We start from the raw sequence: 23706 nt of genomic DNA, 5'->3' as shown, positions 1-23706 counted from the left end.
CGGACGGGGGCCGGTCTGCCATGGTGACCGCATGTCCCCGAAGCTCCGCGCGGTCGCCACGCAGTGGACCGTCGTCGTCCCCGTGGCGGCGCTGGCCTGCATCGGCACCCTGGCCACGCTCAGCCTGGTCCTGCCGACCTTCACCACCAGCTCGCCCGGCCCGCAGTTCTCCACCACCCAGCTGGCCTTCGCGGCCACCGCGTCGCTCCTGCTGTACGGGCTGTTCGTGGCCACCCTGACGGTCCGGCCCGCTGGTGCTCGGTCTCGGCCCGTCCCACCTGGTGCTGCTCGCGCTGACCGTCGTGGTCGGCACCCTGACCGTCATCCCGCGCCGGGCCACGCCGCTGCAGGGCGCCGTGCACCTGGCCGTCCTGGCGGCCTACGTGGTGCTCGCGGTGAACCCCTGAGACGCTCCCGCCCCCCGCGACGGGAGCGGCCCAGGGGAGACACGGTGGCGGGCCGGCGACCAGTGGGTCACCGGCCCGCCGTTCGCGGTCCTGCCTGGCGTCAGGAGGACTTGCGGGTCCGGCGGGTGTAGACCACGGCGCCCGCGCCGGCCAGCAGCAGCGCGGTACCGGCGCCGGCCACCAGCAGGGTGCCGTCGCTACCGGTGGACGCGAGGTCCTTGCCGGTCTGGGTGGCGCCCGGGATCGGGGTCGGGACGCTGGCCGTGGCGGGCATGATCAGCGGCTTCTCCGGGTTGACCACGGTGCCGGCCGGCGGGGTCTGCACCGGGACGGTGGCGGTGGGGGCCGTGGACGGGCCGGAGGTCGGCGCCGGAGCCTGGGTGGTCGGCACGGCCGACGGCGAGGTGGTGGCCGACGGCGAGGCGGAGGGGGTCGCGGTGGCCGTCGCAGACGGGGTGACCGACGGGGTGGCGGTCACGGTCGGGGTGGCCGTCACGGTGGGGGTGGCCGTCACGGTGGGCGTGGCGGTCGGCGTGGCCGGCGGGGTGGTCGGCGGCTTGGTCTTGGTGGGGGTGGCGGTCGGCGTCTGAGTGACGGTCGGCGTCGGCGTCGCGGTCATCGTGGGGGTGGCGCTCGGCGACGGCTTGCCGGTGGGCGTCTTGGTCGGCGTCGGCGTCGGGGTGGTGCCCCCGCAGTCCACCTTGAACACCTTGTGCTTGGGGTTGTTGAGCTCCGGCTCGGCCGGCAGCTTGCCGTCGGTCATCTCGACCGAGGCCCAGTACAGCTTGTAGTGACCGTCCGGGAGGTTGATGTCCTCGGTGCGGACGTGGCCCTTGCCGTCGACCGGCAGGTCGCCGTAGGCCACCGCGGTCTCGCCCTTGTCGTGGACCTCGGCGATCAGCCAGATGACGTCCTGGCCGGCGTCGAAGCCGAAGGAGTCCAGGTAGAACGTGCAGACCTTGGGCTCGTTCCGGGTGTCCTCCTGCCCGGTCGCCGCGTCGTGGATCTTGACGGTGCCGTTGTTGCCCTTGGCGGGCTTGCCGCCGGCGGCCGCCTGCGCGGTCGGGGCGAGCAGCAGCAGAGCGGCGGCGGTGGGGACGGCGACAAGGGATCGCGCCGCGGTGGAGCGGATGCGCATGCTGGTTCCATCGTGGATTGGCGGCCCGGAAGGGCCTGCGCGGCAGGTGGGAGAGCCCTCGTCCGTCCCGCCGGTCCGGTGACGGACTGTGACGGTGAACGAGAGGGCCTAAGGTCCCGCAGCCGCCGCCGTGACGCAAGGTCGATTTGGTCGGATTGTCGATTGGTCATCCCAAATGCGCGGGATAGTCCAGTGCAACGATCCGGTCACCCGATTGTGTGGGCGGTGTGCGACGCGTGGACACGCGCCCGGACGCTCCCCTCCGCGCCTGCCCGGCGCTCCCTTCCGCACCCGTCGGGCACTCGCCTCCGCGCCAGTTCAGGGGCTTCCGTCGCACCCGCCCGCGAGCGTCCCTCCCCGGAGGTGCCGACGGCCCGCCCCGGCGGTGCGGGTCGTCGGCCGGGGTGCGAGGATGACCCCGACCGCCCCCGACGGCGGACCTCCGCCGACGGCCGCCCCCTCACCCCGGGGCGGCCCGATCAAGGGCACACGGCGATGCGGTCCGCACTGCGTACCCGGCAGGCACTCCGGCGCGGCGTCTCCCTGAACGCACTCCCTCACCTGCGAAGAAGACGCATCGCGATGCACCACACCCTCATTCCTTCCGTTTCCCCTTCCATGTCCGCGTCCGCGCCCGCCATTGCCCCGGCCGGCGCGGTCTCCGCCCGCTCCCGGTCCCCGCTGCGCACCGCCGCCGCGCTCGGCGCGGGCGGGCTGCTGCTCACCGGCTGCGGTGGCGGCGCGACCCCGGCCGCGGGCGGCAGCGACGACCTGCACGCCCGGCTTCCCGAGGCGGTCCGCGCCACCGGAGTCCTCAAGATCGGTTCCTACCTCAACTACCCGCCGGTCGAGTTCCGGGACTCGAACGCCTCGCCGGCCGGGATCGATCCGGAACTCGCCAAGGCGATCGGCGGCCGGCTCGGCGTGAAGATCGAGTTCGTCGACATGCCGTTCGAGAAGCTGATTCCGGCCGTCCAGGCCAAGCAGGTCGACCTGGCGATGTCCGCGGTCATCGACACCAAGCAGCGCCAGCTCGGCGCCGCCGACGACGGCCATCAGGCCGACCCCGGGGTCGACTTCGTCGACTACTTCGGCTCCGGCACCGTCATGGTGGTCAAGGCCGGCAACCCGCTGAACCTCTCCAGCCTGGACGGCCTCTGCGGCCGCGCGGTCGCCGTCCAGCGCGGCACCGTCCAGGACGAGCTGGCCGCCCGGCAGGTCCCGGCCTGCCAGCGGGTCGGCAAGCCGCTGCAGATCCACCGTTTCGACAACGACGACCAGGCGCTCGCCGAGGTCGCCTCGGGCGCGGCGGCCGCCGACCTGAACGACTACCCGGTGGCGCAGTACAACACCACCCAGCCGGGCCGTGCCGGAACGTTTCAGCTGGCCAACACCAACTACCTCCAGGCCGGCCCCTACGGCATCACCGTCGCCAAGGACAACACCGCACTGCGCGACGTGCTGGCCAGGACACTGGACAACCTGATCCACAACGGCGAGTACGACAAGATCCTGGCCAAGTGGAACGTGCGCCGCGGCGCCGTCTCCAGCGCGGTCGTCAACGGCGGCCTCTGACCGCCGGCCGGACCCCCGGACACCCCCGGACACCCCCGGACACCCCCGGACGGCCGCAGCGGCCGTCCCGTCGTACGGCCGCTCCGGAGGACCCCGCGCGTCGCCCGACAGGGCCCGTCCCGATGGCTGGTAACCACCGGTCGTCGGGGCGGGTCCGCGTGTCGGGGCGCGGGGCGGAGGCCGCTTTCCCTATCGTCTGAGACCGCTGATTCCGCTTCGTTCCGCCGATTCCGCTGGTTCCGCAGCCGATCCGACCCGTGGGAGTACGTGATGCCCGGCCCAGAGCAGCAGTTGTCCGACGCCGGCTCCGCCGCCGACCCCGTGCGGGGGCGGGACAGCGCCGACGTGATCGTGGTCGGTGCGGGCCCCGCAGGCTCCACCGCCGCCTACCACCTCGCCCGCACGGGGCTGGACGTGCTGCTGTTGGAGAAGTCGGCCTTCCCGCGCGAGAAGGTCTGCGGCGACGGCCTCACCCCACGCGCCGTCAAACAGCTGATCGACCTCGGCATCGACGTCTCCGAGGAGGCCGGCTGGCTGCACAACCGCGGGCTGCGGCTGGTCGCCGGGCACCGCACCGTCGAGCTGGACTGGCCGCAGCTGTCCGCCTATCCGCCCTTCGGGCTCGTCCGCCGGCGCGCCGACTTCGACGAGCTGCTAGCCCGCCGCGCCGCCTCGGCCGGCGCCCGGCTGGTCGAACGGGCCAATGTGGGGGGCCCTTTGGTGGACGAGCGGACCGGCCGGATCACCGGCGTGACGGCCCGGCTCGGCGAGGAGAAGCAGCCGGTCTCGTACCACGCGCCGCTGGTGGTCGCCGCCGACGGCAACTCCACCCGGCTGTCGCTCGCGATGAAGCGATACCGCCGTACCGACCGGGCGATGGGGGTCGCCTATCGGACGTACTTCACCACCCCGCGGCACGAGGACCGCTACCTGGAGGCCTGGCTCGACCTGCGCGACCCGCGCGACCCGAACCGCCGCCTGCTGCCCGGCTACGCCTGGGTGTTCGGCATGGGCGACGGCACCGCCAACGTCGGCCTGGGCGTGCTGGACACCGCCGCCGTGGCCCGCGAGGTGGACTGGCGGGACCTGCTCCGCCGCTGGTGCGCCGACCTGCCCCCGGAGTACGGCTACACCCCGGAGAGCGTCACCGAACCCGTCCGCGGCTCCGCCCTCCCGATGGGCCTCAACCGCCAACCACACTATGCCGACGGCCTGTTGCTGGTCGGCGACGCCGGCGGCACGGTCAGCCCGGCGACCGGTGAGGGCATCGCGTACGCGATGGAGTCCGGCCGGTACGCCGCCGAGACGGTCGTCCAGGCGCTCGCCCGGCGCACCGACCGCGGCCGCGACCTCGCGTTGCGTGCCTACCCGCAGGCGCTGCGCGCCGCCTACGACGGCTACTTCGCGCTCGGCCGGCTCGCCGCCGACGTGCTGGGGCGCCCGAAGCTGATCGGCGCGGCCGGTGCCATGGGGCTCGGCCATCCGGCCCTGCTGAAGGGGCTGTTCCGCCTGATGGTCAACCTGACCGAGCCGAACTCCCGGGACTCGCTGGACCGACTGCTGCACCTGCTCGGCAAGGTGGCGCCCAGCAGCCGGTAGGGGCCCGCGCGGACGGGGGCGGGGGCGGCCGCACGTGACGGGCCCGCCCTCGCCCCGGACGCACGTTCGACCCACGGTGACCCTCCGGCCCGCCCACCGCCGGCCCTCGCCGGGGCCGGATTCGCCGGTTCCGCGGGGCGGGTGGGCGGCGCCCTGCCAGAGGTCGCCGTTGCGCCAGTCGCAGGCCAGGGCGCCCGAGAGGTCGAGCGGCGCCGTGCCCGGCAGTACGAACACCGCGCCGTCCAACTCGGCCGTGTGGGCGGTGAACACCTCGCAAATGTCTCGATCCTCGCACACGGCCCGGGGCGTCCCGCCGCTCCCGTCAGGCCCGGCGGCGGCCGCCCGACGGTGCCGGAAATCCGCTGGCGCCGGGGGTGGGAGGCGAGGTAGGAAGGCCGGATGAGCACCGTGGAATCCGCCTCCGACCAGCGCGCCTTCGTTCCCCTCACGCTGGACCTCGGCGACATCGTCCTCCGCCCCTGGGGCCATCGGACAGAGGTGCGCGGAGGGGTGGTGGCCCGCCTCCTGGAGGCGTCGGCCGACCAGGCCATCGCGCTCTGGAACCCGATCCGCGCGATCGACGCGGCGGGGGCGAAGGCCTACCTCGACCGGTGGGAGACCGGTTGGGACTCCGGCAACGCCGCCGCCTTCGCCGTCGTCGACAGCACCGACAGCGACCTGCTCGGCAACGTCGCGCTGCGCTGGACCGACCGGGCCGACGGGCTCGCGATGATCGGCTACTGGCTGATGCCGGCCGCCCGCGGCCGCGGCGTCGCCACCCGCGCCACCCGGGCCGTCACCAGCTGGGGCATCGCCACGGCGGACACCCGCCGGATCGAGATCGCCCACGCGGTCGGCAACGCGGCCTCCTGCCGGGTGGCCGAGCGCTGCGGCTACCCGGCCGAGGGGACGCTGCGCGCCTCCTACCGCTTCGGCGACGGCGAGTACCACGACGAGCACCTGCACGCCCGGCTGGCCACCGACCCCGAGCCGGTGTAGCAGGCAGCTGCCTTCTCCGCTCGCGTCCGCCCGGGCGCCGCGCCGGCGCCCGCTTCGCGCGAGGCCGCCCGACGAACGCACTCACCTGGAGGCCGCGTGATCACGCTCAGGCCCGAGATCATCCGCACCGACCGGCTGACCCTGCTCCCGCTGCAGGTCGAGCACGCCGACGAGATGGCCACCGTGCTGTCCGACCCCGGCCTGCACACCTTCATCGGCGGTGCTCCGGAAACCGCCGAGGCCCTGCGTGCCCGCTACCGACGCTGGGCCGCCGGATCGCCCGACCCCGCCGAGGCCTGGTGCAACTGGGTGATCGAGCTCCGCGACGCGGCCGCTCTGGCCGGCACGGTCCAGGCCACGATCACCGCCGACGACCGCGGAGCCACCGCGGAGATCGCCTGGGTGGTGGGAACGCCCTGGCAGCGGCGCGGCATCGCCACCGAGGCCGTCCGCGGCCTGGTCGCCCGGCTGCGGAAGCCCCTGGATCCCCCGGTGGCCCCGGTGCCGGCGGTGCACACGGTCGTCGCCCACATCCATCCGGACCACCGGGCCTCCGCCGCCGTCGCGGCTGCCGCAGGGCTCACTCCCACCGACCGGTGGCACGACGGCGAGGTCAGCTGGCAGCTGGACCTCGGCCGAGGCCCGCTGGACGTCGGCCGAGGCCCCGACCGGTCGGTACCGGGTGAGAATGCGGTGAGATCCCCGCGGGCCGGCCACGCCCGACTAGACCCATCCTGACCTGCGGAAACATCCCCACCGGTGCCCCCTGAAGGGTCTCTGGGAGCCGCGCGGAGCGGCGGCTCCGCTGGCAGGGTGGGCCTCCCACGCCGCACCGGCCGCCGAGGAGGGCACCGTGACCGCACCGCAGCTCGCCCGCGCCGTCCACCGGGGAGGGTCCGGTGACGTCGCCGGCCCGACCGGCCCGACCGGCCCAGCCGTCACCGACGGTGACGACGGCGCAGGGCGGCACCGGCCGCGCCGTCTTCCGCCGGCCACCACCGCCGTCGCCGTGCAGACCGCGGTCGTGCTCGGCGCCGCCGCCGTCCTGGCGCTCTGGTGGCAGGACACCGCACGGATCTCCGGCGCCGCCCAGTGGCTCACCGGCGCCGGCCGCATCACCGGCCTGCTCGCCGGCTACGCGGCGCCGGTCCTGCTGCTCCTGATGGCCCGCCTGCCACTGCTGGAACGCGGGGTCGGCGCCGACCTGCTGGCCCGCCGGCACGCCCAGGGCGGCCGCTACCTCATTGGCCTGGTCACCGTCCACGTCCTCACCGTGGTCTGGGGCTACGCCCTGACCGACGGCCGCGGCCCGCTCGCCGAGGGCGCGGAGATCGTCCTGCACTGGCCCGAGATGCTGAAGGCCGCCCTGGCCACCCTGCTGATGCTCGGCACCGGCGCGGTCTCCGCGCGCGCCGCCCGCCGCCGCCTCAGCCACGAGACCTGGTACTACCTGCACCTCGCCACCTACCTCGCGGTCGCGCTCGGCTTCGGCCACCAGCTCGCCACCGGAACCGACCTCGGCCCCGGCCCCGCCCGCGTCGCCTGGACCGCCCTCTACGTCGCCACCGCCCTGCTGCTCGGCTGGTACCGGCTCGCCCTGCCCTGGCTGCGCGACCGCCGCCACCGGCTCACCGTCGCCGAGGTCCGTCCCGAGGCCCCGGGCGTCGTCTCGGTCTTCCTGACCGGCCGCCGACTGCCCGAACTGCACGCCGAGCCGGGCCAGTTCTTCCGCCTCCAGTTCCAGACCCGGGAGCTGCACTGGGCCGCCAACCCGTACTCGATGTCGGCCCCCGCCCACCCGCACTTCCTGCGCTTCACCGTCAAGGACCTCGGCACCCACAGCGCCGCCGTCGCCGGCCTGCAGCCGGGCACCCGGGTCCGCGCCGAGGGCCCGTACGGGGCGTTCACCGCCCGGCGGCACCGCGCGGCCAAGGTCCTGCTGCTGGGGGCGGGCGTCGGCGTCACGCCGCTGCGGGCGCTGTTCGAGACCCTGCCCGGCGAGCTGACCCTGGTCCAGCGGGCCCACGACGCCGAGTCCGTGCTGTTCCGCGCGGAACTCGCGCGGGTGGCGGCGCGGCGCGGCGGCCGGGTCCACGAACTCCTCGGCAGCCGCGCCGAGGCGGGGGAGCTGGGCGCCGCGCTCGCCCGCCTCGTCCCCGACCTCGCCGCGCACGAGGTGTATCTGTGCGGGCCGCCGGAGTTCACCGCGGAGGCCGTCCGCGCGTTGCGCGCCGCCGGGGTGCGGCGCGGCCGCATCCACCACGAGGCCTTCGCACTCTGACCGCGCTGCCGACCACCCGGCCGGCACACATCCGTCCACGTCCGTCCACGTCCGTCCACGTCCATACGCGTCCATGCGCGTCCGCACCGAGGAGCGACCGATGCGCCGAGCCGTCGTCACCTGCACCGCCACCGCCGCCGGGGTGGTCCTGCTGCTCTCCCTCAAGCCACACGACGGCGGTGGCGCCGGCTCGCTCGCCCCGTCGTCCGCGGCCCTCGCCCCGTCCGACGCCGACTCCTCGTCGGGCTCCGGTTCCGGTTCCGGCTCGGGCTCGGGCTCGACCGTGCGGACGGTCACCGGGGACGCCGTCGCCACCCGGTACGGCCCGGTCCAGGTGAAGGTGACGCTCGACGGAACGAAGATCACCAAGGTCGACGTGGTCCAGTACCCCACCGGCGACCGCCGCGACCGCGAGATCAACGCGAGCGCGATACCCGTCCTCAACGAGGAGGTACTGGCCGCCCAGAGCGCGGACGTCGACGTCGTCTCCGGTGCGACCTACACCAGCGACGGCTACACCCGCTCCCTCCAGAGCGCCCTCGACCGGGCGGCCGACCGGTGACGCCCGCCGCTCCCAAGACCCTCCGGCACGCCGAGCACGTGATGGGCACGGTGTTCTCCTTCGCCGTCCGCGACCCCGGTCCCGGCACCGAGGCCGCACTGCGACGGATCACCGCCCGCCTGCACGAGATCGACGCCGTCTTCTCCCCGTACCGGGCGGACAGCGACATCAGCCGGCTCGACCGCGGCGAGCTGACCGTCGAACGCTGCCACCCCGACGTCCCCGAGGTCCTCGCCCGCTGCCGCGAGCTGTCCGCCGAGACGGCGGGCTACTTCACCGACCGGCCCGCCGGCCGCCTCGACCCAAGCGGCTGGGTCAAGGGCTGGGCGGTCGAGGAGGCCTCCCGGCTGCTCCGCGCCGCCGGTTCGGCGGACCACTGCGTGAGCGGCGGCGGCGACGTCCAGACGGCGGGCGGCCCCTGGCGGGTGGGCATCGCGGACCCGCTGCGCCCCGGCGCCCTGGCCGCGACAGTCACCGGGCACGACCTCGCGGTCGCCACCTCCGGGACGGCCGAGCGCGGGCCGCACATCATCGACCCCCACACCGGCCGCCCGGCCACCGGCCTGGCCTCGCTGACCCTGGTGGGCCGCCACCTCGCCCACACCGACGCCCTGGCCACCGCAGCCTTCGCGATGGGGCGGGAGCGCGCTCTCGCCTTCGCCACCCACCACCCCGCCGTCGAAGCCCTCGCCATCGACCCCACCGGCACCCGTCACCCCACCCCGGCCTTCCCCCGCTCCTGAGCGCACCCCGGACTCGCCCCGGGCTCCCCACCACGACGTCGGCAGCGGCCTCTTCCTCGGCCCGGCGAGGCCGCCGCCGCCCGGCTCCATTCCGTCGCCCGAGCGATGTTGCACCACGACGACCGTGGCCACGTCGAGCCGGTCTACCCGCCCGTGCGCCGCGGCGATGGGACGCTCGACCGGTAGACACCTCGGCCCATCCGGCTTCCCGCTCGGACTTGTCAGCGCGCAGGAAGTCGGATGGGCCGACTTCCTGCGCGTGGGCCGGCCCGGGCGGCCGACTGGGTGAAGGTCGGCCGGGGGCCGCGACCCGGATGTGTGGAGGGGCGTTAGCCGGGCAGTCGTGTCCGCCGGCCGAGGAGTACCCCTGTTGCGCCGCTCTGTCGCGGCGGCGATCGTCGCCGCCACCGCCTCGATCTCGATCCTCGCCGGCCCGCAGGCCGGGGCCGCCACCCGGTCCTCCAGCGCCTGCACGCACCACCCGATCGAGGGCGGCCCGCAGGTGTGCATCCGGGTCGAGGGCGTCGGCAGCCATGTCGACAAGGCGGTGGCGATCTGGACCAACCCGCCCGCGGGCGTGAACGAGCGCACGGCCCACCTCCTCCTCAGCGGCCACGAGGTGCACTACCCGCAGAAGGCGACCCGCCACGGCAGCACCCTGAGCGCGGAATGGGGCTGGTTCGAGCACTCCGGCGAGCTCTGCGTCGAGTTCGACGGCATCAAGAACCGCCGGGCCTGCGAGGACGTGTACGACTCCAACCACTCCTGACGCCCGGCGTGAGCGTTGCGGCCCCGGCTTCCGGCTGCGGCGCCGCCGCGAGGTGTGGCGCGGCGGGTTCGGGCAGGGCGCGGAAGAGCAGCCAGCTCAGCACCGGCATCAGGACGAGCGGTGCCAGCGCGGTGCGCAGGGACGTCGCGTCGGCGAGGCGGCCGATGACGGGGCTGACCAGGCCGCCGATGCTGACGGTCAGGCCGAGGGTGATCCCGCCGGCGGTCCCGACCCGCGAGGGCAGGTAGTCCTGGCCGAGCGTGACCTGCAGCGAGAAGGGGACGTAGAGGCCGATCGAGGTCAGGGCCACGAACAGGTACAGCGCCGGGCCCGGCGCGGCCACCACGCCGGCGACCGCTCCGATCGTCATCAGGTACGACCAGCGGCAGACCGCGACCCGGCCCCAGCGCTCCGCCAGCGAACCGCCCAGCACCGAGCCGACCGCGCCGCCGAGGTAGAGCACGAAGAGCGCCGCGGTGCCGGCCGTGCTGCTGCCGCCCGAGCGCTGCTCGGCGTAGAGCGAGAGGAAGGTGCTCAGGCCGACGAAGACCGTCGAGCGGCACACCACGGCCAGTGACAGCCGCACGAACGACGCGCGGTCGTCCGGCCCGCTCGGCCCCGCCGCGGCCGTCCCGGCGGTCTGCCGCTCCAGCGCGCGGAGCACGGGTACGGAGAGCGCGGTGCCCGCCAGCGCAGGCAGCACCAGCAGCGGTGTCAGGTGCAGTCCGCCGGCCCCCACCACCGCGCCGACCAGCAGCGGGGCCGTCGCGAAGCCGAGGTTGCCGCCCGTCGAGAACCACCCCATGGCGCGGTGGCTGCCCCGGCCGGCGACCCGGGCGACCCGCGCGGACTCGGGGTGGTAGGCGGCCACGCCGATCCCGGAGACCGCCACGAACAGCAGGGTGAGCCCGTAGGAGCCGCTCGCTCCGCTGAGGGCGATGCCCACGCCCCCGAGCAGCGTGCCGACGGGCAGCAGCCAGGGCATCGCCCGGCGGTCGGTGAGCGCGCCGAACGCCGGCTGCACCACCGAGGAGAGCAGCGAGGCGGCCAGCACCATGCCGGAGACCGCGGCGTAGCTGTAGTCGCGCTCGGCGACGAAGAACGGGACCAGCGACGCCACCGCGCCCTGGTAGACGTCGACGCAGGCGTGTCCGACGGAGAGCAGAGTGATCTTCGTATTCCTTCGCACCCGGCCAGGATCCGGGACCGCCACCGTGTCGCGCTTCCGATAAAGTGACGAGTGATGACGAAAATCCGCCACGATCCGGTGGCGCCGACACGCACCCAGCGGCTGGCGGCCGGCGGCGCGATCGACGCCCACCGGCACGACGACCACCAGATCGTCTACGCCGGCCGCGGAGTGCTGGTGGTCACGACCGGGCAGGGCTCCTGGGTCGCCCCGGCCACCCGCGCCATCTGGGTACCGGCCGGCGTCGTCCACGCCCACCAGGCCCACGGGGAACTCGACCTGCACCTGGTGGGCCTGCCCGCGTCCGAGAACCCGCTCGGCCTGGACGTGCCCACCGTGCTCGCCGTGGGGCCGCTGCTGCGTGAACTGATCATCGCCTACACCCGGACGCCCGCCGGCAGCCGTACGGCCGACGACGACAGCCCGCCCGCCGGCGACAGCCCGCCCGACGACGACAGCCCCGAACGGGCCCGGCTGCGCGCCGTGCTGCTCGACCAGTTGCGGGCCTCCCCGCAGCAACCGCTGCACCTGCCGGCACCGGCCTCACCCCTGCTGCGCGCGCTCTGCGAGCTCCTGCAGGCCGATCCGGCCGACAGCCGCACCCTCGCCGAGCTGGGCCGCCGGGTCGGCGCGAGCGACCGCACCCTCTCCCGGCTGTTCCGCAGCGACCTCGGCATGACCTTCCCCCAGTGGCGCACCCAACTCCGGCTCCAGCACGCGCTGATCCTGCTCGCCGAGAAGCAGCCGGTGACCGCCGTGGCCCACCGGTGCGGCTGGTCGTCGACCAGCGCCTTCATCGACGCCTTCCGCCGCACCTTCGGCCACACCCCCGGCTCCCACCCGCCGGCCTGACGGACCGGGCCCGTCCCGGCTGTAACGGGGTGCCGACAGCCGGTGGTGGCGCTCTGTGGCCGGGCGCGCGGTGGGGCGGGGGCCTAACCTGGAAGGGCGCGCCCGTGCGTGGCACGGAATGGGAGCGGTGGGCCATGACGGTCATCTCGGCGGCACTCTTCGGTACCGATTGGCGCGCTGCGCTGCCCACCGGTGCCCCGGCCGCGGTGCGCCCGCCGGCATCCGGTGAGGCCGAGCTGCTGCGCGAGTGCGACGCCCGGGGCTGGACGGTGGTGCTGACCGGACCCGGTCCGGCCGGTGCCCCGGCACTGACCGTGGCCGCGCCCGGCACCGATCCCGTCGGGGCTGCGCTCGACCTGGTCGACGGCGAGCCGTCGCACGCCGTGTTCGTCGCCGGCAGCGTTCCCGAGGTCCTGGCCGCGCGTCGTGCGGCTGTCCCCTGCGTCGCGCTGGAGACCGCCGTCGCGCGTGGGCCCGAGTTGCTGGCGGCAGGTGCGGCGGAGGTGCACCACGACGCCGCCGCCCTGTTGCACGTGCTGGACGACAGCCTGTTGGCCCGCCCGCGGGCCTTCGGGGCCGGTCGTCCGACCGCCGCCGCCGCACCCGGCCGAGGTGGTTGACGCACCCCCTGAACCGGGCATCCGCCCGGATGCGAGAACGACGTCACCGGACGTGTCGGAGGTGACCGAGATGGACGGACCCGCATTGAGCGGTCGGGAGCGACGGCTCCTGGAGGAGATCGAGTGCGATCTGCGCCAGGACACCAAGCTGGACCGGCGGTTGAGCACCATGGGGGCCAAACAGCCGAGCCGGGTCCGGACCGTGCTGCAGGGCACTGCGCGCAAGGTCCCGCCCGGGGTGCTGATGACCGCGCTGGTGATGTCGGCGATCTGCCTCAGCATCGGCGTGCGCGCCCCGAGCACGGCAGCCGTGGCCACCGTCGCGGTGGTCTGGGCGGCCAGCGTGGGCATCGCGTTCGTCGTCGCGGTGCTGCTGCGCCGTCGCCGTCCCGGCGTCGAGGGCGGCCCTGCCGGGGTGGGCCCCGGTGAGGGCGGCCGCACGGACGCGGACCGGGCGGACGGCAACGGCCGTACGGGCGGGGGCTGGTGGACGCGCCTCGACCGGCGTGACCGCCGGGACCGCAGCGACGGCCGCGACCGCAGCGACGGCCGTGACCGCCAGGACCCGCCGGACCGCAGGCCCTGGGACCGGCCGGAGGCGTGAGTGCCATGACGACCGAACTGTGGGAGTACCGACCGGGCTCCCACCACGCCGCCGACCTGAACCTGGTCGGGTACGAGGTGGAGGCGACCGACGGCCCACTGGGCCGGGTCGAACAGGACGCCGGGGACCACCTGGTGGTCGACGCCGGTCCGTGGGTGCGGGGCACCCGGCTGCTCGTCCCGGTGGGGCTGGTGGCGCGGATCGACCACCTGGAGCTGGTGGTCCACCTCGACTGCCCGCGGGCCCGCGTCCGCTCCGCCCCGCCGCCGGCCGCCGTCGAACTCACCGAGCACGGCCGCTCCGTCCTGGCCGACCACTACGCGAGGTGAGTTCGCGATGCCGCCGCTGGTCACGCTGATCGGCCGGTCCGTCGCCTTCCTGGTCGCACCGAAGGGCGCCGAACAGGTCGAGCTGACCACCCCGTGGCAGGCGGTGGCGGAGGCGGGCGGCACGCCCCGGCTGGTCTCGACGCGGGCCGGGCTCGTGCAGGCGTTCAAGCACCTGGAACGGGCCGACACCTTTCCGGTGGACGACGTCGTCGGCGACGCCGACCCGGCCCACTACGACGCCCTGGTCCTGCCCGGCGGCGTCGCCAATCCCGACTACCTGCGGATGGACGACGGAGCCGTCGGCTTCGTCCGCGCCCTCTGCGAGGCGGGTCGGCCTGTCGCGGTGATCTGCCACGGCGCCTGGACGCTCGTCGAGGCGGACGTGGTGCGCGGCCGCACGCTCACCTCGTGGCCGAGCATCCGCACCGACCTGGTCAACGCCGGTGCCCGGTGGGTGGACGAGGAGGTGCACGTGTGCCGGGACGGTCCGGGCGTCCTGGTCTCCAGCCGCAAGCCCGCAGACCTCCCGGCCTTCGTCGACACGTTCGTCACCGAGTTCACCCACGCCCGTGCCTCCGGCGTGAAGCCGCCCTGGCCCACCGCGCACGCGCCCGACCCCTCGCGCCACGCGCCGGGCAAGCGGGCCGGGCGAGCGGCGTGACGATCGGGTAGGGCCGGCCCCGAATACCCATTGTCAGACAGTAAGTTGACGACAAGTCAGATAAGTGTGTTCGCCCCTTGCCGTGTCAGTCCCCGCGCAACCGCACGAAGGTCGCCATCGGCGGGCGCCCGGTGACGGTGACCTCCGCCCGCAACGGCGCGGTGAGCGGGCGGACGCTGCCGTGCTCGGGGTCGCGGACCGTCCTGCCGAGCCGGCCGTGCACCGCCTCGGCGACCCGGCCGGCCTGCACGGACGTCAGCCGCGGCGAGGAGAGCACGACCCGCCCGTCGTCCAGCTCCAGCACCAGCGCCTCCGGCCGGGCAGCGGAGCCGACCACGGCGCGGACGGTCGCGTCGAGGGTGTCGCTGCGGCGGTACTTCACCCAGACCCGGCCGGCGCCGCGCGGGCGGTAGGTGGAGCCGGCCGCCTTGCAGACCAGGCCCTCGACGCCGGTGTCGGCCAGCTGCTCCATCCAGGTCAGCGCCTCGACCCGGTCGGTGGTGGCCATCACCGGCTGGATCGGCGGCGGCACGTCGGCGAGCGCCGCCAGCAACAGCCGGCGCCGGTCGGCGAGCGGCAGCCGGCGGACGTCCCGCCCGGGCAGCGCCAGCACGTCGAAGGCGATCAGACCGAGCGCCGTGGACTCGGCGGCACGGGCCTGCCGGGTGCGCAGCAGCTCCTCGAAGGCGAACCGCCCCTCGCGCCACGCGACCAGTTCGGCGTCCAGCACCAACCCTGCGGGCAGCCGGGCGACGGCTGCCGCGATCGGCGGGAACTCGGCGGCGAGGTCACGGCCGGACCGCGACTGCAGGTACGGCGGCCGCTCCCCGCGCGCGAAGGCGACGCAGCGGAAGCCGTCCAGCTTCAGCTCGTACAGCACACCGGACCCGTCCAGCCCGTCCGCCGGCGGCACCGCCGTGACGGCGGCCGGGCGCATCACCTCGACGGGCGGCTCCAGCACCAGCGGCGAGCGGGTGCGCGGGGGTGACCGTCGGGCGGCGGGTGCGGAGCCCGCATCGGACGCCGGTGCGGCGGCAGCGGGAGCAGCCGAGGCAGCGGCGGCGGGTTCGGTTCCGGCTTCGAGTTCGGTTTCGGGTTCGGGGGAGGGCGGCTGCTCGTGGGCCCGGCCCGGTCTCTCGGGGGCGGGGAGCGGGCGGGCGCGGTCCGGGTCGAGCAGCGGGGCGAGCAGGTCGCCCAGCTCGGCGACCCGGCCCGGCACCTCGGCCAGGGTGAAGACCAGGTCCTCCTCCGTCCGGGCCTCCGCCAGCTCCGCCCACGACACGGGTGTCGACACCGTCGGCCGGGGCCGGGCCCGGAGGGTGTACGGCGCGGCGGTGGTCTTCTTGGCCGAGTTCTGCGACCAGTCCACGAACACCCGGCCGGCGCGGCGGGCCTTGGCCATGGTGTGCACCACCAGCTCCGGGTGTGCCGCCTCCAGTGAGGCCGCCAGCGCCTTGGCGTACGCGGAGACCCGGCTGCCCGGCGTCGGCTCGATCGGCGCCAGCAGGTGCAGCCCCTTGGAGCCGGAGGTCTTCACCCAGCAGTCGAGCCCGTCCGCCGCCAGCCGCTCGCACAGCAGGCCGGCCACCGTCCGGCAGGTCAGCACCGAGGCGCCCTCACCCGGGTCGAGGTCCAGCACCAGGCGGTCCGCCAGACCGGGGGCCGCGGCGTGCCACTGCGGCACGTGCAGCTCCAGGCACCCCAGGTTGGCAGCCCAGAGCAGCGCCGCGCCGTCGTCCAGCACCACCTGCCGCAGATCCCCGCTGCTGCTCGGCACCTCGACCGTCCGCACCCAGCGCGGCGTCCCGGCGGGCGGGTTCTTGGCGATGAACACCTCGCCCTCCACCCCGTCCGGACAGCGCAGGAACGAGACCGGACGGTCGTACAGGTGCGGCAGCAGCGCAGTGTGCACGGCCGCGTAGTACCGGAGCACCTCGCCCTTGGGCGTGCCGGTGCGCGGGTAGTACACCTTGTCGAGGTGCGAGAGCGCGAGGGTGCGCCCGTCCACCACCATCTGCGGCATGGCCGCCTCCGAGTTGCGGGGCTGGGCTGCGCCGGCCCGCGGGTGCCGCCCAGGGCGCCCGGGCGCGGCAGGAGCTCGCGGGGCCTGCGCAGCCAGTCTGCCCGTGCACCGGCTGCGGCGCGAGCAGTGCCCGGGCCCGTCCCTCGCGGTCCGGGCCGTGCGGCCGTCCTGACCGGCTGCGCCGGCGGGGCGTCGCCGGGGTGTTCCGGTGCGGCGCGCCCCCGGCGTCAGCCGGTCACCAGGGCGTGGGCGTCGGTGACCAGGTCCTCGACCCGGGCCCAGTCGACCGGCTCCACGTCCAGGCGGACGCCGACCCAGCCGCGGTGGCCGACGTACGGGGGCCGGAAGAAGCGCGTCGGGTCCTCCGCGATCAGCGCCTCCTGGGCCCCGGCCGGTGCCGGGCACCAGAAGGCGAGCCGGTCGTCGTGGTGGTGGTCGGCGAGCATGGTGAACACCCGCGCCCGCCGGCCCGTGCCGCCGAACCAGGTCGGCTCCCCGTGGCTCTCCCGTTCCTCCACCGCGGGCAGCGCCAGGCAGATCGCCCGCAGCCGCTCCACCGGGTCGCTCCCGCCCGCCCGGTCCGCCCAGTCCCCGCGGGACGGCTGCCGCTCGGCGGGACGGCCACCGGCCGCCGGGGCGGCGGCCCGGGCCTGCCGGGACATCACGGCCTCAGCCGGCCGCGGGGCGCGGCGAGCCCGGGTAGGTGCCGAAGTACCAGCGGTTGCCCTCGGGATCGGCGGCCGCGAAGTCGCGCGACCCGTAGTCGGTCTCGTGCAGCGCCGTGGTGATCCGGGCCCCGGCGGCGACCGCGCGTGCGTGCACCGCGTCCGGATCGGCCGTGACCACGTACGCCGTGAAGCCGCCGGGCCGGCCCGGCCAGATGTCGCTGCCCTCGGGTTCGGGCCGGTCGGAGCCGAGCATCACGCCGCCGCCCTCCGGCCAGGCCAGCTCGGCGTGCGCGACGAAGTCGCCCTCGCCGTAGGCGACCACCTCCTGGAAGCCGAAGGCGTCCGCCAGGAAGCGGATCAGGGCACGGGCGTCACGGGCCCGCAGGCTGGGCCAGACCTGCGGCGGGGGAGTCTTGGCGTCCGAGGCGGGAACGTTGGTGTCCATGGCGAAACTCCTTCTGAACGGGGCGTGGGCCTGAGCCGGGGGCGCGAGCGTGCGGCCCGGGCGCCCGGGGCTGTTCCGGTCGGCCGGCCGGTGCGGCCGCGGTACGGCTGCCGGGCGGCTGTCACAGCTCCCACTCTGGCGCCGGCACGCCGGCGCCGCCTTGGACGTTTCGGAACTTCGCGGCATCCGCCCCCTCCGCCGCCAGCCAGACACTCGGCGCGCACCCGGCCAGGGCACGGAACTCGCGGGCCAGGTGTGCCTGGTCGAAGTAGCCGCAGCGGACGGCCAGCTCGGCCAGGCGGGGTACCGGTCCGGGAGCGCCGAGCAGATGCTGGGCGCGGTCGAACCGGATCACCCGGGCGGCGGCCTTCGGCGTCAGCCCCGTCTCGCGCCGGAACCGGTCCTGCAGGTGCCGACCGCTCCAGCCGGTCTCCTGTGCCAGCGCCGCCACCGGCAGCGCCCCGCCGCTGCGCCGCAGCGCCTGCCAGGCCCGGAGCACCTCCGCCGGCACCTGCCCCGACGGGCGTGCGGCCCGCAGGAGGGCACCGTCCAGCGCGGCGAAGCGCGCCGGCCAGTCGCCGGCCTCCCGCAGCCGCTCCTGCAACCGCCGGCCCTCGGCCCCGAGCACCGCCTCGGCGGGAACGTCCAGACCGGCCAGTTCGCCGGCCGGCAGGCCGAACAGCGCCCGGGCGGCCAGCGGATGGACCGCGATCTGGACACCCGACTGCCGGCCGTCGTGCGTGATCAGCGCGGGCCGGGTGTGCAGCCCGCCGAGCAGGGTGGCGTAGCTGTCGCCCGGCTGGGCCGGATCGGGGTGCTCGGCGACGGTGAGCGGTTCGTCCAGCGTGAGGATGAAGGTCAGGTACGGCGACGGCAGGCCGCGGTGGACGGCGGGCCCGATCCCGCGCTGGCGATAGCCCGAGTACCAGGCCACGTAGGGCCGCAGGGCCGTCGCGGGCCGCGCCCGCACGGCTTCGTCGACGGTATCGACGGCATCGGCGAGGTTCCGCGTCACGCCCCCAGTATCGGCCGCCGCCGCGCCGAGGGCACGGGTGGCGGCACCCCCGCCGGCTCGCGTGACGGCCCGCGCGCCTCCTTCCACCACCCGCCCGCCTCCTCCCGTCGACCCGGGTCCGCGGCTCGCGGGAGCCGGAACTGGTGCTTATGGTGATCGCACCGGAACACCCGGTACTCGGGGGCAGACCTGACAAGGAGTCCCAGTGACCACTGCCCGAGACATCATGCACACCGGCGCCCAGTGCATCCGCGCCGACCAGACTCTCGCCGAAGCCGCCATGATGATGCGCGACATGAACGTCGGCGCGCTCCCGATCTGCGGCGACGACCAGAAGCTGAAGGGCATCATCACCGACCGCGACATCGTCGTCCGATGTATCGCCGAGGGCAAGAACCCGGCCGACATGATGGCGATGGACATGGCCGGCCACCTCCACTGCGTCCGCGCCGAGGACAGCATGGACACCGTGCTCAAGAAGATGGAACAGCACCAGATCCGCCGCATCCCGGTGATCGACGGCGACCGGCTGGTCGGCATGATCAGCGAGGCCGACCTCGCCATGGGCCACCGCAACGGCCAGCGCCTGACGGACCAGCAGATCATCGAATTCATGGACAGCGTCTACATGATGCGGTGACGTCCGCATGATGCGGTGATCAGTCCGCCTCGGGCTGCCGCCCCGGTGTGCCCCCGTCGCTGCGCCGTGCAGCGGCGGGGGCGCTCGCCGTTCCCGTGCCGGACCGTGCCGGACCGGGCCGCGGATCAGCCGAGCGCGCGGTCGAGGTTGAAGGCGGCGCTGATCAGCGAGAGGTGGGTGAAAGCCTGCGGGAAGTTGCCCAGTTGCTCGCCGGTGAGGCCGATCTCCTCGGCGAACAGGCCGAGGTGATTGGCGTAGGTCAGCATCTTCTCGAAGGCGAGCCGGGCCTCCTCCAGCCGGCCGGCGCGGGCCAGCGCCTCGACGTACCAGAAGGAGCAGATCGAGAAGGTGCCCTCGTCGCCCCGCAGACCGTCCGGACTGGCGGCCGGGTCGTAGCGGTGGACCAGCGAGTCGGAGACCAGCTCCGTGCCGAGCGCGTCCAGGGTGGAGAGCCACTTGGGGTCGGTCGGAGCGATGAACTTGGCCATCGGCATCATCAGCAGGGAGGCGTCGAGCACGTCGTCGTCCAGCCCCTGGACGAACGCCCCCCGCTCGGCGGACCAGCCGCGGGTCATGATCTGCCGGTAGATCGCGTCGCGGGTCTGCCGCCAGCGGGGCAGGTCGGCGGGTAGACCGCGCCGGTTGGCCATCCGGATCGCCCGCTCCAGGGCCACCCAGCACATCAGCCGGGAGTAGACGAAGTTCCGCCGGCCGCCCCTGGTCTCCCAGACGCCCTCGTCCGGCTGGTCCCAGTGGTCGCAGAGCCAGTCCACGACGGAGCCCAGCTCGTCCCAGTGGCCGCTGCTGATCGGCCGCCCCCACTTGTCGTAGAGGTAGATCGAGTCGATCAGCGCGCCGTAGATGTCCAGCTGCAGCTGGCCCGTGGCGGCGTTGCCCACCCGTACCGGAGCGGATCCGAGGTACCCCTCCAGGTGGGAGAGCTCGTACTCGGGCAGGTCGGTGCGCCCGTCGATGCCGTACATGATCTGCAGCGGTCCGGTCGGGGCGGCCGGGTCGTTGCACTGCAGGACGGCCGCGCGTTCGGAGAGGAAGCCGATGAACGCCTCGGCCTCCGAGGTGAATCCGAGGCGCAGCATGGCGTAGAGGCAGAAGGCGGCGTCGCGGACCCACACGTACCGGTAGTCCCAGTTGCGCTCGCCTCCGACCCGCTCGGGCAGGCTGGTCGTGGGTGCGGCGACGATGCCGCCGGTGGGTGCGTAGGTGAGCAGCTTCAGCACCAGCGCGGACCGGTGGACCATCTCCCGCCACCGTCCGCGGTAGCGCGACTGGGCCAGCCAGTGGCGCCAGAACCGGACCGTCGCCTCGAACTGCGCCTGCGCCTCGGCGCGGGGGCAGGCACGCGGGCGGACGTCGCCGTCCACCACGTCGAGGGCGAAGACGGCGGACTCGCCTTCGAGCAGCTTGAAGTGCGCCCGCACGTCCGTGCCGTCGCACTCGATCGGCACCGTCGCGGTCAGCGCCAGCGTCAGCGACGGCGTGTGGAACACCGCCTGGTCGCCCTCCTGCCGCACGGTGTGGCGCTCGGCGCCGTAGCCGAAGCGGGGCGCGACGGCGGCCCGGAACGGGAGGGTTCCCCGGACGCAGATCAGCCGCCGGATCATCCGGTGCCGGTCCTCCTCGCGCGGCTCGTCGGCCACCGGCATGAAGTCCTGGATCTCGGCCACGCCGTCCGCGGCGAAGAACCGCGTGATCAGGACGTTCGTGTCGGGGAAGTAGAACTGCCGGGTGCGGGTCGGCACGTCGGCGGCCAGTTCGAAGGACCCGCCCCGGTCGGCGTCCAGTATGGAGGCGAACACGCTGGGTGCGTCGAAGCGCGGACAGCAGTACCAGTCGATGGTCCCGTCGGTGGTGACGAGCGCGGCGGTCCGGAGGTCGCCGATCAGGCCGTGCTCGGAGATCGGCGTGTAGCGGGGGCTGTGCAGCCTCCGGCCGGCGGTCTCGTCGGGTGCCATGACGGCCTCCTCACACAGCGGACAGCAGCGAGGGACAACCGGGCAGGACGTCCCTTCATGGTAGATCGCCCACCGGGTGGCCGGCGACTGTGTGGTACGCCGGGCCGGCCGGCGACCGGGTTCCGCAGGGATGCCGATCAAGGAGCGTGGTGACGCCTCCACCGCCCACCGGCTCCTCGGGCCGGCAGGGCGTGGGGTGACCCCGTTCCGATCGGCACGGTGGTGCGGAAATCCTCTGGTGGGTCACCGATATGACGCCCCATCGGTCGACGGTGCGTCTCCGATTCGTCCCGATGGGTTGCTGACACCGCACGCCGCCCTCGCGGCGGATTCCTGACGGGGCGGCGGGCGCTCGGACGGGCGCCCGCCGCCCGTCGCGTTCGCCCGGGACCGGGGCGCCGGCGAGGGTGTGGTGCCGGGCCGGGCTCGTCCCGTCCTGGCAGGATGGCGGCATGGAACGTGTACTTGGAATCGGTGGGTACTTCCTGCGGGCCGCCGACCCGGAGGCGCTGAGCGCGTGGTACCGCGACTGCCTCGGTCTGGGCTTCGACGAGTACGGTCTGTGGCGGCAGGAGGCCGGGCCGACGGTGTTCGCGACGTTCGAGTCCGAGACCGACTACTTCGGCTCCCGCGCCCAGCAGACCATGCTCAACTTCCGGGTCCGCGACCTGGACGCGATGCTCGCGCAGTTGCGTGCCAAGGGGGCGGACGTCGCCGAGGAGACGCAGGACATGGAGGGCGTCGGTCGGTTCGGCTGGGTCACCGACCCGGCGGGCAACCGGGTCGAGCTCTGGCAGCCCGTCTGAGCGCCGAAGGCGTGAACCGACTACCCGCCCGCCGATGCCGTCGACCGGCTGCCTCGGTGGGCGGCCGACGTCCAACCCCGCCGGTGGAGGCTGTCGATGCCGTCGAGGAGGAGGTCGAGGGCGAACTCGAACTCGAACTGATCGTCGCAGCCGCCGCTGATCACCGAGCCGTCGGTGTGCACGGCGGAGGCGGCGATCTCGGCGATGTACGGGTAGCGGGCGGCGAGTTCGGCGGCCTGCGCCGCCGCCTCCGGTGCCGCCTGCCCGGTGGGGGCCTCGCCGGGCGGGGAGGCGTCGAACAGCTCCTGGGAGAAGCCCAGCACGCGGCCGCCGAGGGCGTGCATCGCATGGTGGGTCAGATCGGCGGAGAGGCCGCCGGAGCGGAACGTCCCGATCACCGAGTCCAGGTATCCGAGCATCGCGGGCGTCGGCGCCGGCAGCGACTCGATCACGCGCGGCGCCCAGGGGTGGTGGCGCAGCACCCGGCGGGCGGACAGCACGCGCTGCCGGACCACGTCCTTCCAATCGGCGCCGGGGGCGGGCGGGTCGATCTCGCCGACGACGGCGTCGACCATGCCGGCCAGGAGCTCCTCCTTGTTGGCGACGTGCTTGTAGAGCGCCATCGGCACCACGCCCAGCTCCTGGGCGAGTTTGCGCATGCTGAGCGCCTCGACGCCGGCACCCCCGCCGGCCGCACCGTCACCGCCCGCTCCGCTGCCTGAACCGCCCGCCGCACCGCCGGCGCCCGAGCCGTCGGCCAACGCCACGGCGGCACGCAGCACGCGCTCCCTGCTCAGCGGGGTACGGCGCGTCCCCTCGGCCATCTCCACTCCTCCCGTCGCCGTCGACTTGACGAGTGTACGGCGTACGCCTACCTTGTGCGAGGTGTACGCCGTACACCTGAGGTGGGGCAGAGAGGGGATTCCGGTGGAGTGGTCTGCGGGCAGGAGAACGGCAGTGGTCACGGGCGTGCTGTTCCTCGTGACCGAAGTTGCCGCGATAGCAGGGATGTTGCTGTACGGTCCGGTGCTCGACGGTGCCGCGTACGCCGCCGGGCGCGGCGCGGACGGGCGAGTGGCGGCCGGGGCCCTGTGCGAGATGGTGCTGCTACTGGCCGTGGTCGGCACCGGGATCACGCTCTACCCGGTGCTGCGGCGGCACCAGGAGGTGGTGGCGCTCGCATACGTCTGCGGCCGGCTACTGGAGGCGGCCGTGATCGCCGTCGGCATCGTGAGCCTGCTGGCCGTCGTCACGCTGCGGAAGGACGCGGGCGGCGCGGCGGCTGACGTCGCACAGGCCTTGGTCGCCGTGCACGACTGGACCTTCCTGCTCGGGCCGAACGTGGTGCTCGGCGCGAACTCCCTGGCGCTCGCCTGCCTGATGTACCGCTCGCGGCTGGTGCCGCGTGCCATCGCCGTGCTGGGGCTGGCGGGCGGCTCGCTGATCTGCGCCTCGGCGGTGGCGGTGCTGTTCGGGCTCTACCCGCAGGTGTCCACGGCCGGGTCGCTGGCGGCGCTGCCGGTGTTCGCCTGGGAGGTCACCCTGGCGATCCGGCTGATCGTGCGGGGCTTCGACGCGTCCTCGGCGCGGGTCGCGGCGGTGGGTCGGCCGGCGCTCGGCTGACGGTGCTCGGCTGACGGTGCTCGGGTCGGCGCGGCCGGGCAGTGCGGGTGTCGGCTGCTCGCGTGTCCGGTCTCGCGGTGTCCGCATTCCGGCTGTGAATGCCGCGACGCCGCTGCTCCCGGGCCCGGTGTGGTGGTCGGGTGGGGTGCAGCGGCGTTGTCGGGGTGGCCCTGGTGGGGGCGGGT

24 protein-coding genes and 1 pseudogene are annotated in these 23706 nt (G+C 74.6%); 17 read left to right on the top strand and 8 right to left on the bottom strand.

All coding sequences use genetic code 11. From position 1 onward, the window contains the following. Positions 1 to 85: 85 nt before the first annotated feature. Positions 86 to 407 (top strand): annotated as a pseudogene (locus ACIPSC_RS35865) (ionic transporter y4hA); the annotation flags it as partial. Between the two features lie 100 nt (positions 408 to 507). Here ACIPSC_RS35865 and ACIPSC_RS35860 read toward each other — a convergent pair. Beyond that, complete coding sequence (locus ACIPSC_RS35860) at positions 508 to 1545, bottom strand: LPXTG cell wall anchor domain-containing protein (protein ID WP_400833330.1); 1038 nt, start codon at positions 1543 to 1545, stop codon at positions 508 to 510. Positions 1546 to 2163: 618 nt separating this feature from the next. Between ACIPSC_RS35860 and ACIPSC_RS35855 the strand changes: the two genes are divergently transcribed. The 8 genes from ACIPSC_RS35855 to ACIPSC_RS35820 all read left to right on the top strand — a co-directional run bounded on the left by ACIPSC_RS35855 (position 2164) and on the right by ACIPSC_RS35820 (position 10073). After that, positions 2164 to 3120: an ABC transporter substrate-binding protein gene (locus ACIPSC_RS35855; protein ID WP_400833327.1), complete on the top strand. Its 957-nt coding sequence runs from the start codon at positions 2164 to 2166 to the stop codon at positions 3118 to 3120. Between the two features lie 270 nt (positions 3121 to 3390). Next, on the top strand, positions 3391 to 4719 hold the full coding sequence (locus tag ACIPSC_RS35850; protein WP_400833325.1) for a geranylgeranyl reductase family protein: 1329 nt from the start codon (positions 3391 to 3393) through the stop codon (positions 4717 to 4719). 399 nt (positions 4720 to 5118) lie between these two features. Beyond that, positions 5119 to 5718, top strand: coding sequence for a GNAT family N-acetyltransferase (locus tag ACIPSC_RS35845; RefSeq protein WP_400833322.1), 600 nt, complete (start codon positions 5119 to 5121; stop codon positions 5716 to 5718). A gap of 96 nt (positions 5719 to 5814) precedes the next feature. Beyond that, entirely contained in the window at positions 5815 to 6456 is a 642-nt protein-coding gene (locus ACIPSC_RS35840) for a GNAT family N-acetyltransferase (RefSeq protein ID WP_400833319.1), read from the top strand. A gap of 115 nt (positions 6457 to 6571) precedes the next feature. Then, positions 6572 to 7999 carry a ferric reductase-like transmembrane domain-containing protein gene (locus ACIPSC_RS35835; protein WP_400833316.1) on the top strand — a complete coding sequence of 476 codons (1428 nt, stop codon included), beginning with the start codon at positions 6572 to 6574 and terminating at the stop codon, positions 7997 to 7999. A 100-nt stretch (positions 8000 to 8099) separates the two neighbouring features. Then, positions 8100 to 8561 carry an FMN-binding protein gene (locus ACIPSC_RS35830; RefSeq protein WP_400833313.1) on the top strand — a complete coding sequence of 154 codons (462 nt, stop codon included), beginning with the start codon at positions 8100 to 8102 and terminating at the stop codon, positions 8559 to 8561. A 41-nt stretch (positions 8562 to 8602) separates the two neighbouring features. Continuing rightward, positions 8603 to 9304 carry an FAD:protein FMN transferase gene (locus ACIPSC_RS35825; protein ID WP_400833554.1) on the top strand — a complete coding sequence of 234 codons (702 nt, stop codon included), beginning with the start codon at positions 8603 to 8605 and terminating at the stop codon, positions 9302 to 9304. Positions 9305 to 9674: 370 nt separating this feature from the next. Continuing rightward, a complete protein-coding gene (locus ACIPSC_RS35820; protein ID WP_400833310.1) occupies positions 9675 to 10073 on the top strand; it encodes a hypothetical protein in 399 nt (132 codons plus the stop codon). Here the strand turns inward: ACIPSC_RS35820 and ACIPSC_RS35815 are convergent. Beyond that, positions 10024 to 11262 carry an MFS transporter gene (locus ACIPSC_RS35815; protein WP_400833306.1) on the bottom strand — a complete coding sequence of 413 codons (1239 nt, stop codon included), beginning with the start codon at positions 11260 to 11262 and terminating at the stop codon, positions 10024 to 10026. The two genes, ACIPSC_RS35820 and ACIPSC_RS35815, sit on opposite strands and share 50 nt — an antisense overlap. A gap of 54 nt (positions 11263 to 11316) precedes the next feature. Here ACIPSC_RS35815 and ACIPSC_RS35810 point away from each other — a divergent pair, with 54 nt between their 5' ends. The 5 genes from ACIPSC_RS35810 to ACIPSC_RS35790 all read left to right on the top strand — a co-directional run bounded on the left by ACIPSC_RS35810 (position 11317) and on the right by ACIPSC_RS35790 (position 14328). Next, positions 11317 to 12114 (top strand): AraC family transcriptional regulator, encoded by a 798-nt coding sequence (locus tag ACIPSC_RS35810; protein WP_400833303.1) that lies wholly within the window; start codon positions 11317 to 11319, stop codon positions 12112 to 12114. A gap of 134 nt (positions 12115 to 12248) precedes the next feature. Next, on the top strand, positions 12249 to 12734 hold the full coding sequence (locus tag ACIPSC_RS35805) for a hypothetical protein (protein WP_400833296.1): 486 nt from the start codon (positions 12249 to 12251) through the stop codon (positions 12732 to 12734). Between the two features lie 70 nt (positions 12735 to 12804). Further along, entirely contained in the window at positions 12805 to 13338 is a 534-nt protein-coding gene (locus tag ACIPSC_RS35800; RefSeq protein ID WP_400833293.1) for a hypothetical protein, read from the top strand. A gap of 5 nt (positions 13339 to 13343) precedes the next feature. Beyond that, complete coding sequence (locus ACIPSC_RS35795; protein ID WP_313767150.1) at positions 13344 to 13667, top strand: PRC-barrel domain containing protein; 324 nt, start codon at positions 13344 to 13346, stop codon at positions 13665 to 13667. A 7-nt stretch (positions 13668 to 13674) separates the two neighbouring features. Then, complete coding sequence (locus ACIPSC_RS35790) at positions 13675 to 14328, top strand: type 1 glutamine amidotransferase domain-containing protein (protein ID WP_400833288.1); 654 nt, start codon at positions 13675 to 13677, stop codon at positions 14326 to 14328. An 85-nt stretch (positions 14329 to 14413) separates the two neighbouring features. On the opposite strand, the gene ligD is transcribed toward ACIPSC_RS35790, so the two are convergent. The 4 genes from ligD to ACIPSC_RS35770 all read right to left on the bottom strand — a co-directional run bounded on the left by ligD (position 14414) and on the right by ACIPSC_RS35770 (position 18479). Beyond that, positions 14414 to 16351, bottom strand: coding sequence for a non-homologous end-joining DNA ligase (gene ligD, locus ACIPSC_RS35785; protein WP_400833285.1), 1938 nt, complete (start codon positions 16349 to 16351; stop codon positions 14414 to 14416). A 227-nt stretch (positions 16352 to 16578) separates the two neighbouring features. Next, a complete protein-coding gene (locus ACIPSC_RS35780) occupies positions 16579 to 17013 on the bottom strand; it encodes an MmcQ/YjbR family DNA-binding protein (protein ID WP_400833279.1) in 435 nt (144 codons plus the stop codon). Between the two features lie 7 nt (positions 17014 to 17020). Next, complete coding sequence (locus tag ACIPSC_RS35775; RefSeq protein ID WP_400833274.1) at positions 17021 to 17464, bottom strand: VOC family protein; 444 nt, start codon at positions 17462 to 17464, stop codon at positions 17021 to 17023. A 121-nt stretch (positions 17465 to 17585) separates the two neighbouring features. Next, positions 17586 to 18479 carry a helix-turn-helix domain-containing protein gene (locus ACIPSC_RS35770; protein WP_400833270.1) on the bottom strand — a complete coding sequence of 298 codons (894 nt, stop codon included), beginning with the start codon at positions 18477 to 18479 and terminating at the stop codon, positions 17586 to 17588. A 205-nt stretch (positions 18480 to 18684) separates the two neighbouring features. Between ACIPSC_RS35770 and ACIPSC_RS35765 the strand changes: the two genes are divergently transcribed. Continuing rightward, the gene (locus ACIPSC_RS35765; RefSeq protein ID WP_313767155.1) at positions 18685 to 19119 is read left to right on the top strand and encodes a CBS domain-containing protein; all 435 of its coding nucleotides are present in this window, start codon (positions 18685 to 18687) and stop codon (positions 19117 to 19119) included. Between the two features lie 125 nt (positions 19120 to 19244). Here the strand turns inward: ACIPSC_RS35765 and ACIPSC_RS35760 are convergent, their stop codons facing one another. Beyond that, the gene (locus tag ACIPSC_RS35760) at positions 19245 to 21092 is read right to left on the bottom strand and encodes a glycoside hydrolase family 15 protein (RefSeq protein WP_400833267.1); all 1848 of its coding nucleotides are present in this window, start codon (positions 21090 to 21092) and stop codon (positions 19245 to 19247) included. A gap of 452 nt (positions 21093 to 21544) precedes the next feature. Between ACIPSC_RS35760 and ACIPSC_RS35755 the strand changes: the two genes are divergently transcribed. Next, the gene (locus ACIPSC_RS35755; RefSeq protein ID WP_400833262.1) at positions 21545 to 21898 is read left to right on the top strand and encodes a VOC family protein; all 354 of its coding nucleotides are present in this window, start codon (positions 21545 to 21547) and stop codon (positions 21896 to 21898) included. A gap of 20 nt (positions 21899 to 21918) precedes the next feature. Here ACIPSC_RS35755 and ACIPSC_RS35750 read toward each other — a convergent pair whose 3' ends face one another. Then, the gene (locus ACIPSC_RS35750) at positions 21919 to 22722 is read right to left on the bottom strand and encodes a TetR/AcrR family transcriptional regulator (RefSeq protein WP_400833257.1); all 804 of its coding nucleotides are present in this window, start codon (positions 22720 to 22722) and stop codon (positions 21919 to 21921) included. Positions 22723 to 22783: 61 nt separating this feature from the next. Here ACIPSC_RS35750 and ACIPSC_RS35745 point away from each other — a divergent pair, with 61 nt between their 5' ends. Continuing rightward, positions 22784 to 23521 (top strand): DUF4386 domain-containing protein, encoded by a 738-nt coding sequence (locus ACIPSC_RS35745; RefSeq protein WP_400833252.1) that lies wholly within the window; start codon positions 22784 to 22786, stop codon positions 23519 to 23521. Positions 23522 to 23706: the final 185 nt, after the last annotated feature.

Source organism: Kitasatospora sp. NPDC090091, assembly GCF_044747365.1.
Lineage (GTDB): Bacteria > Actinomycetota > Actinomycetes > Streptomycetales > Streptomycetaceae > Kitasatospora.
Note: the sequence above shows the minus strand (reverse complement) of the source record. Positions and strands in the feature narration are given on the sequence as shown.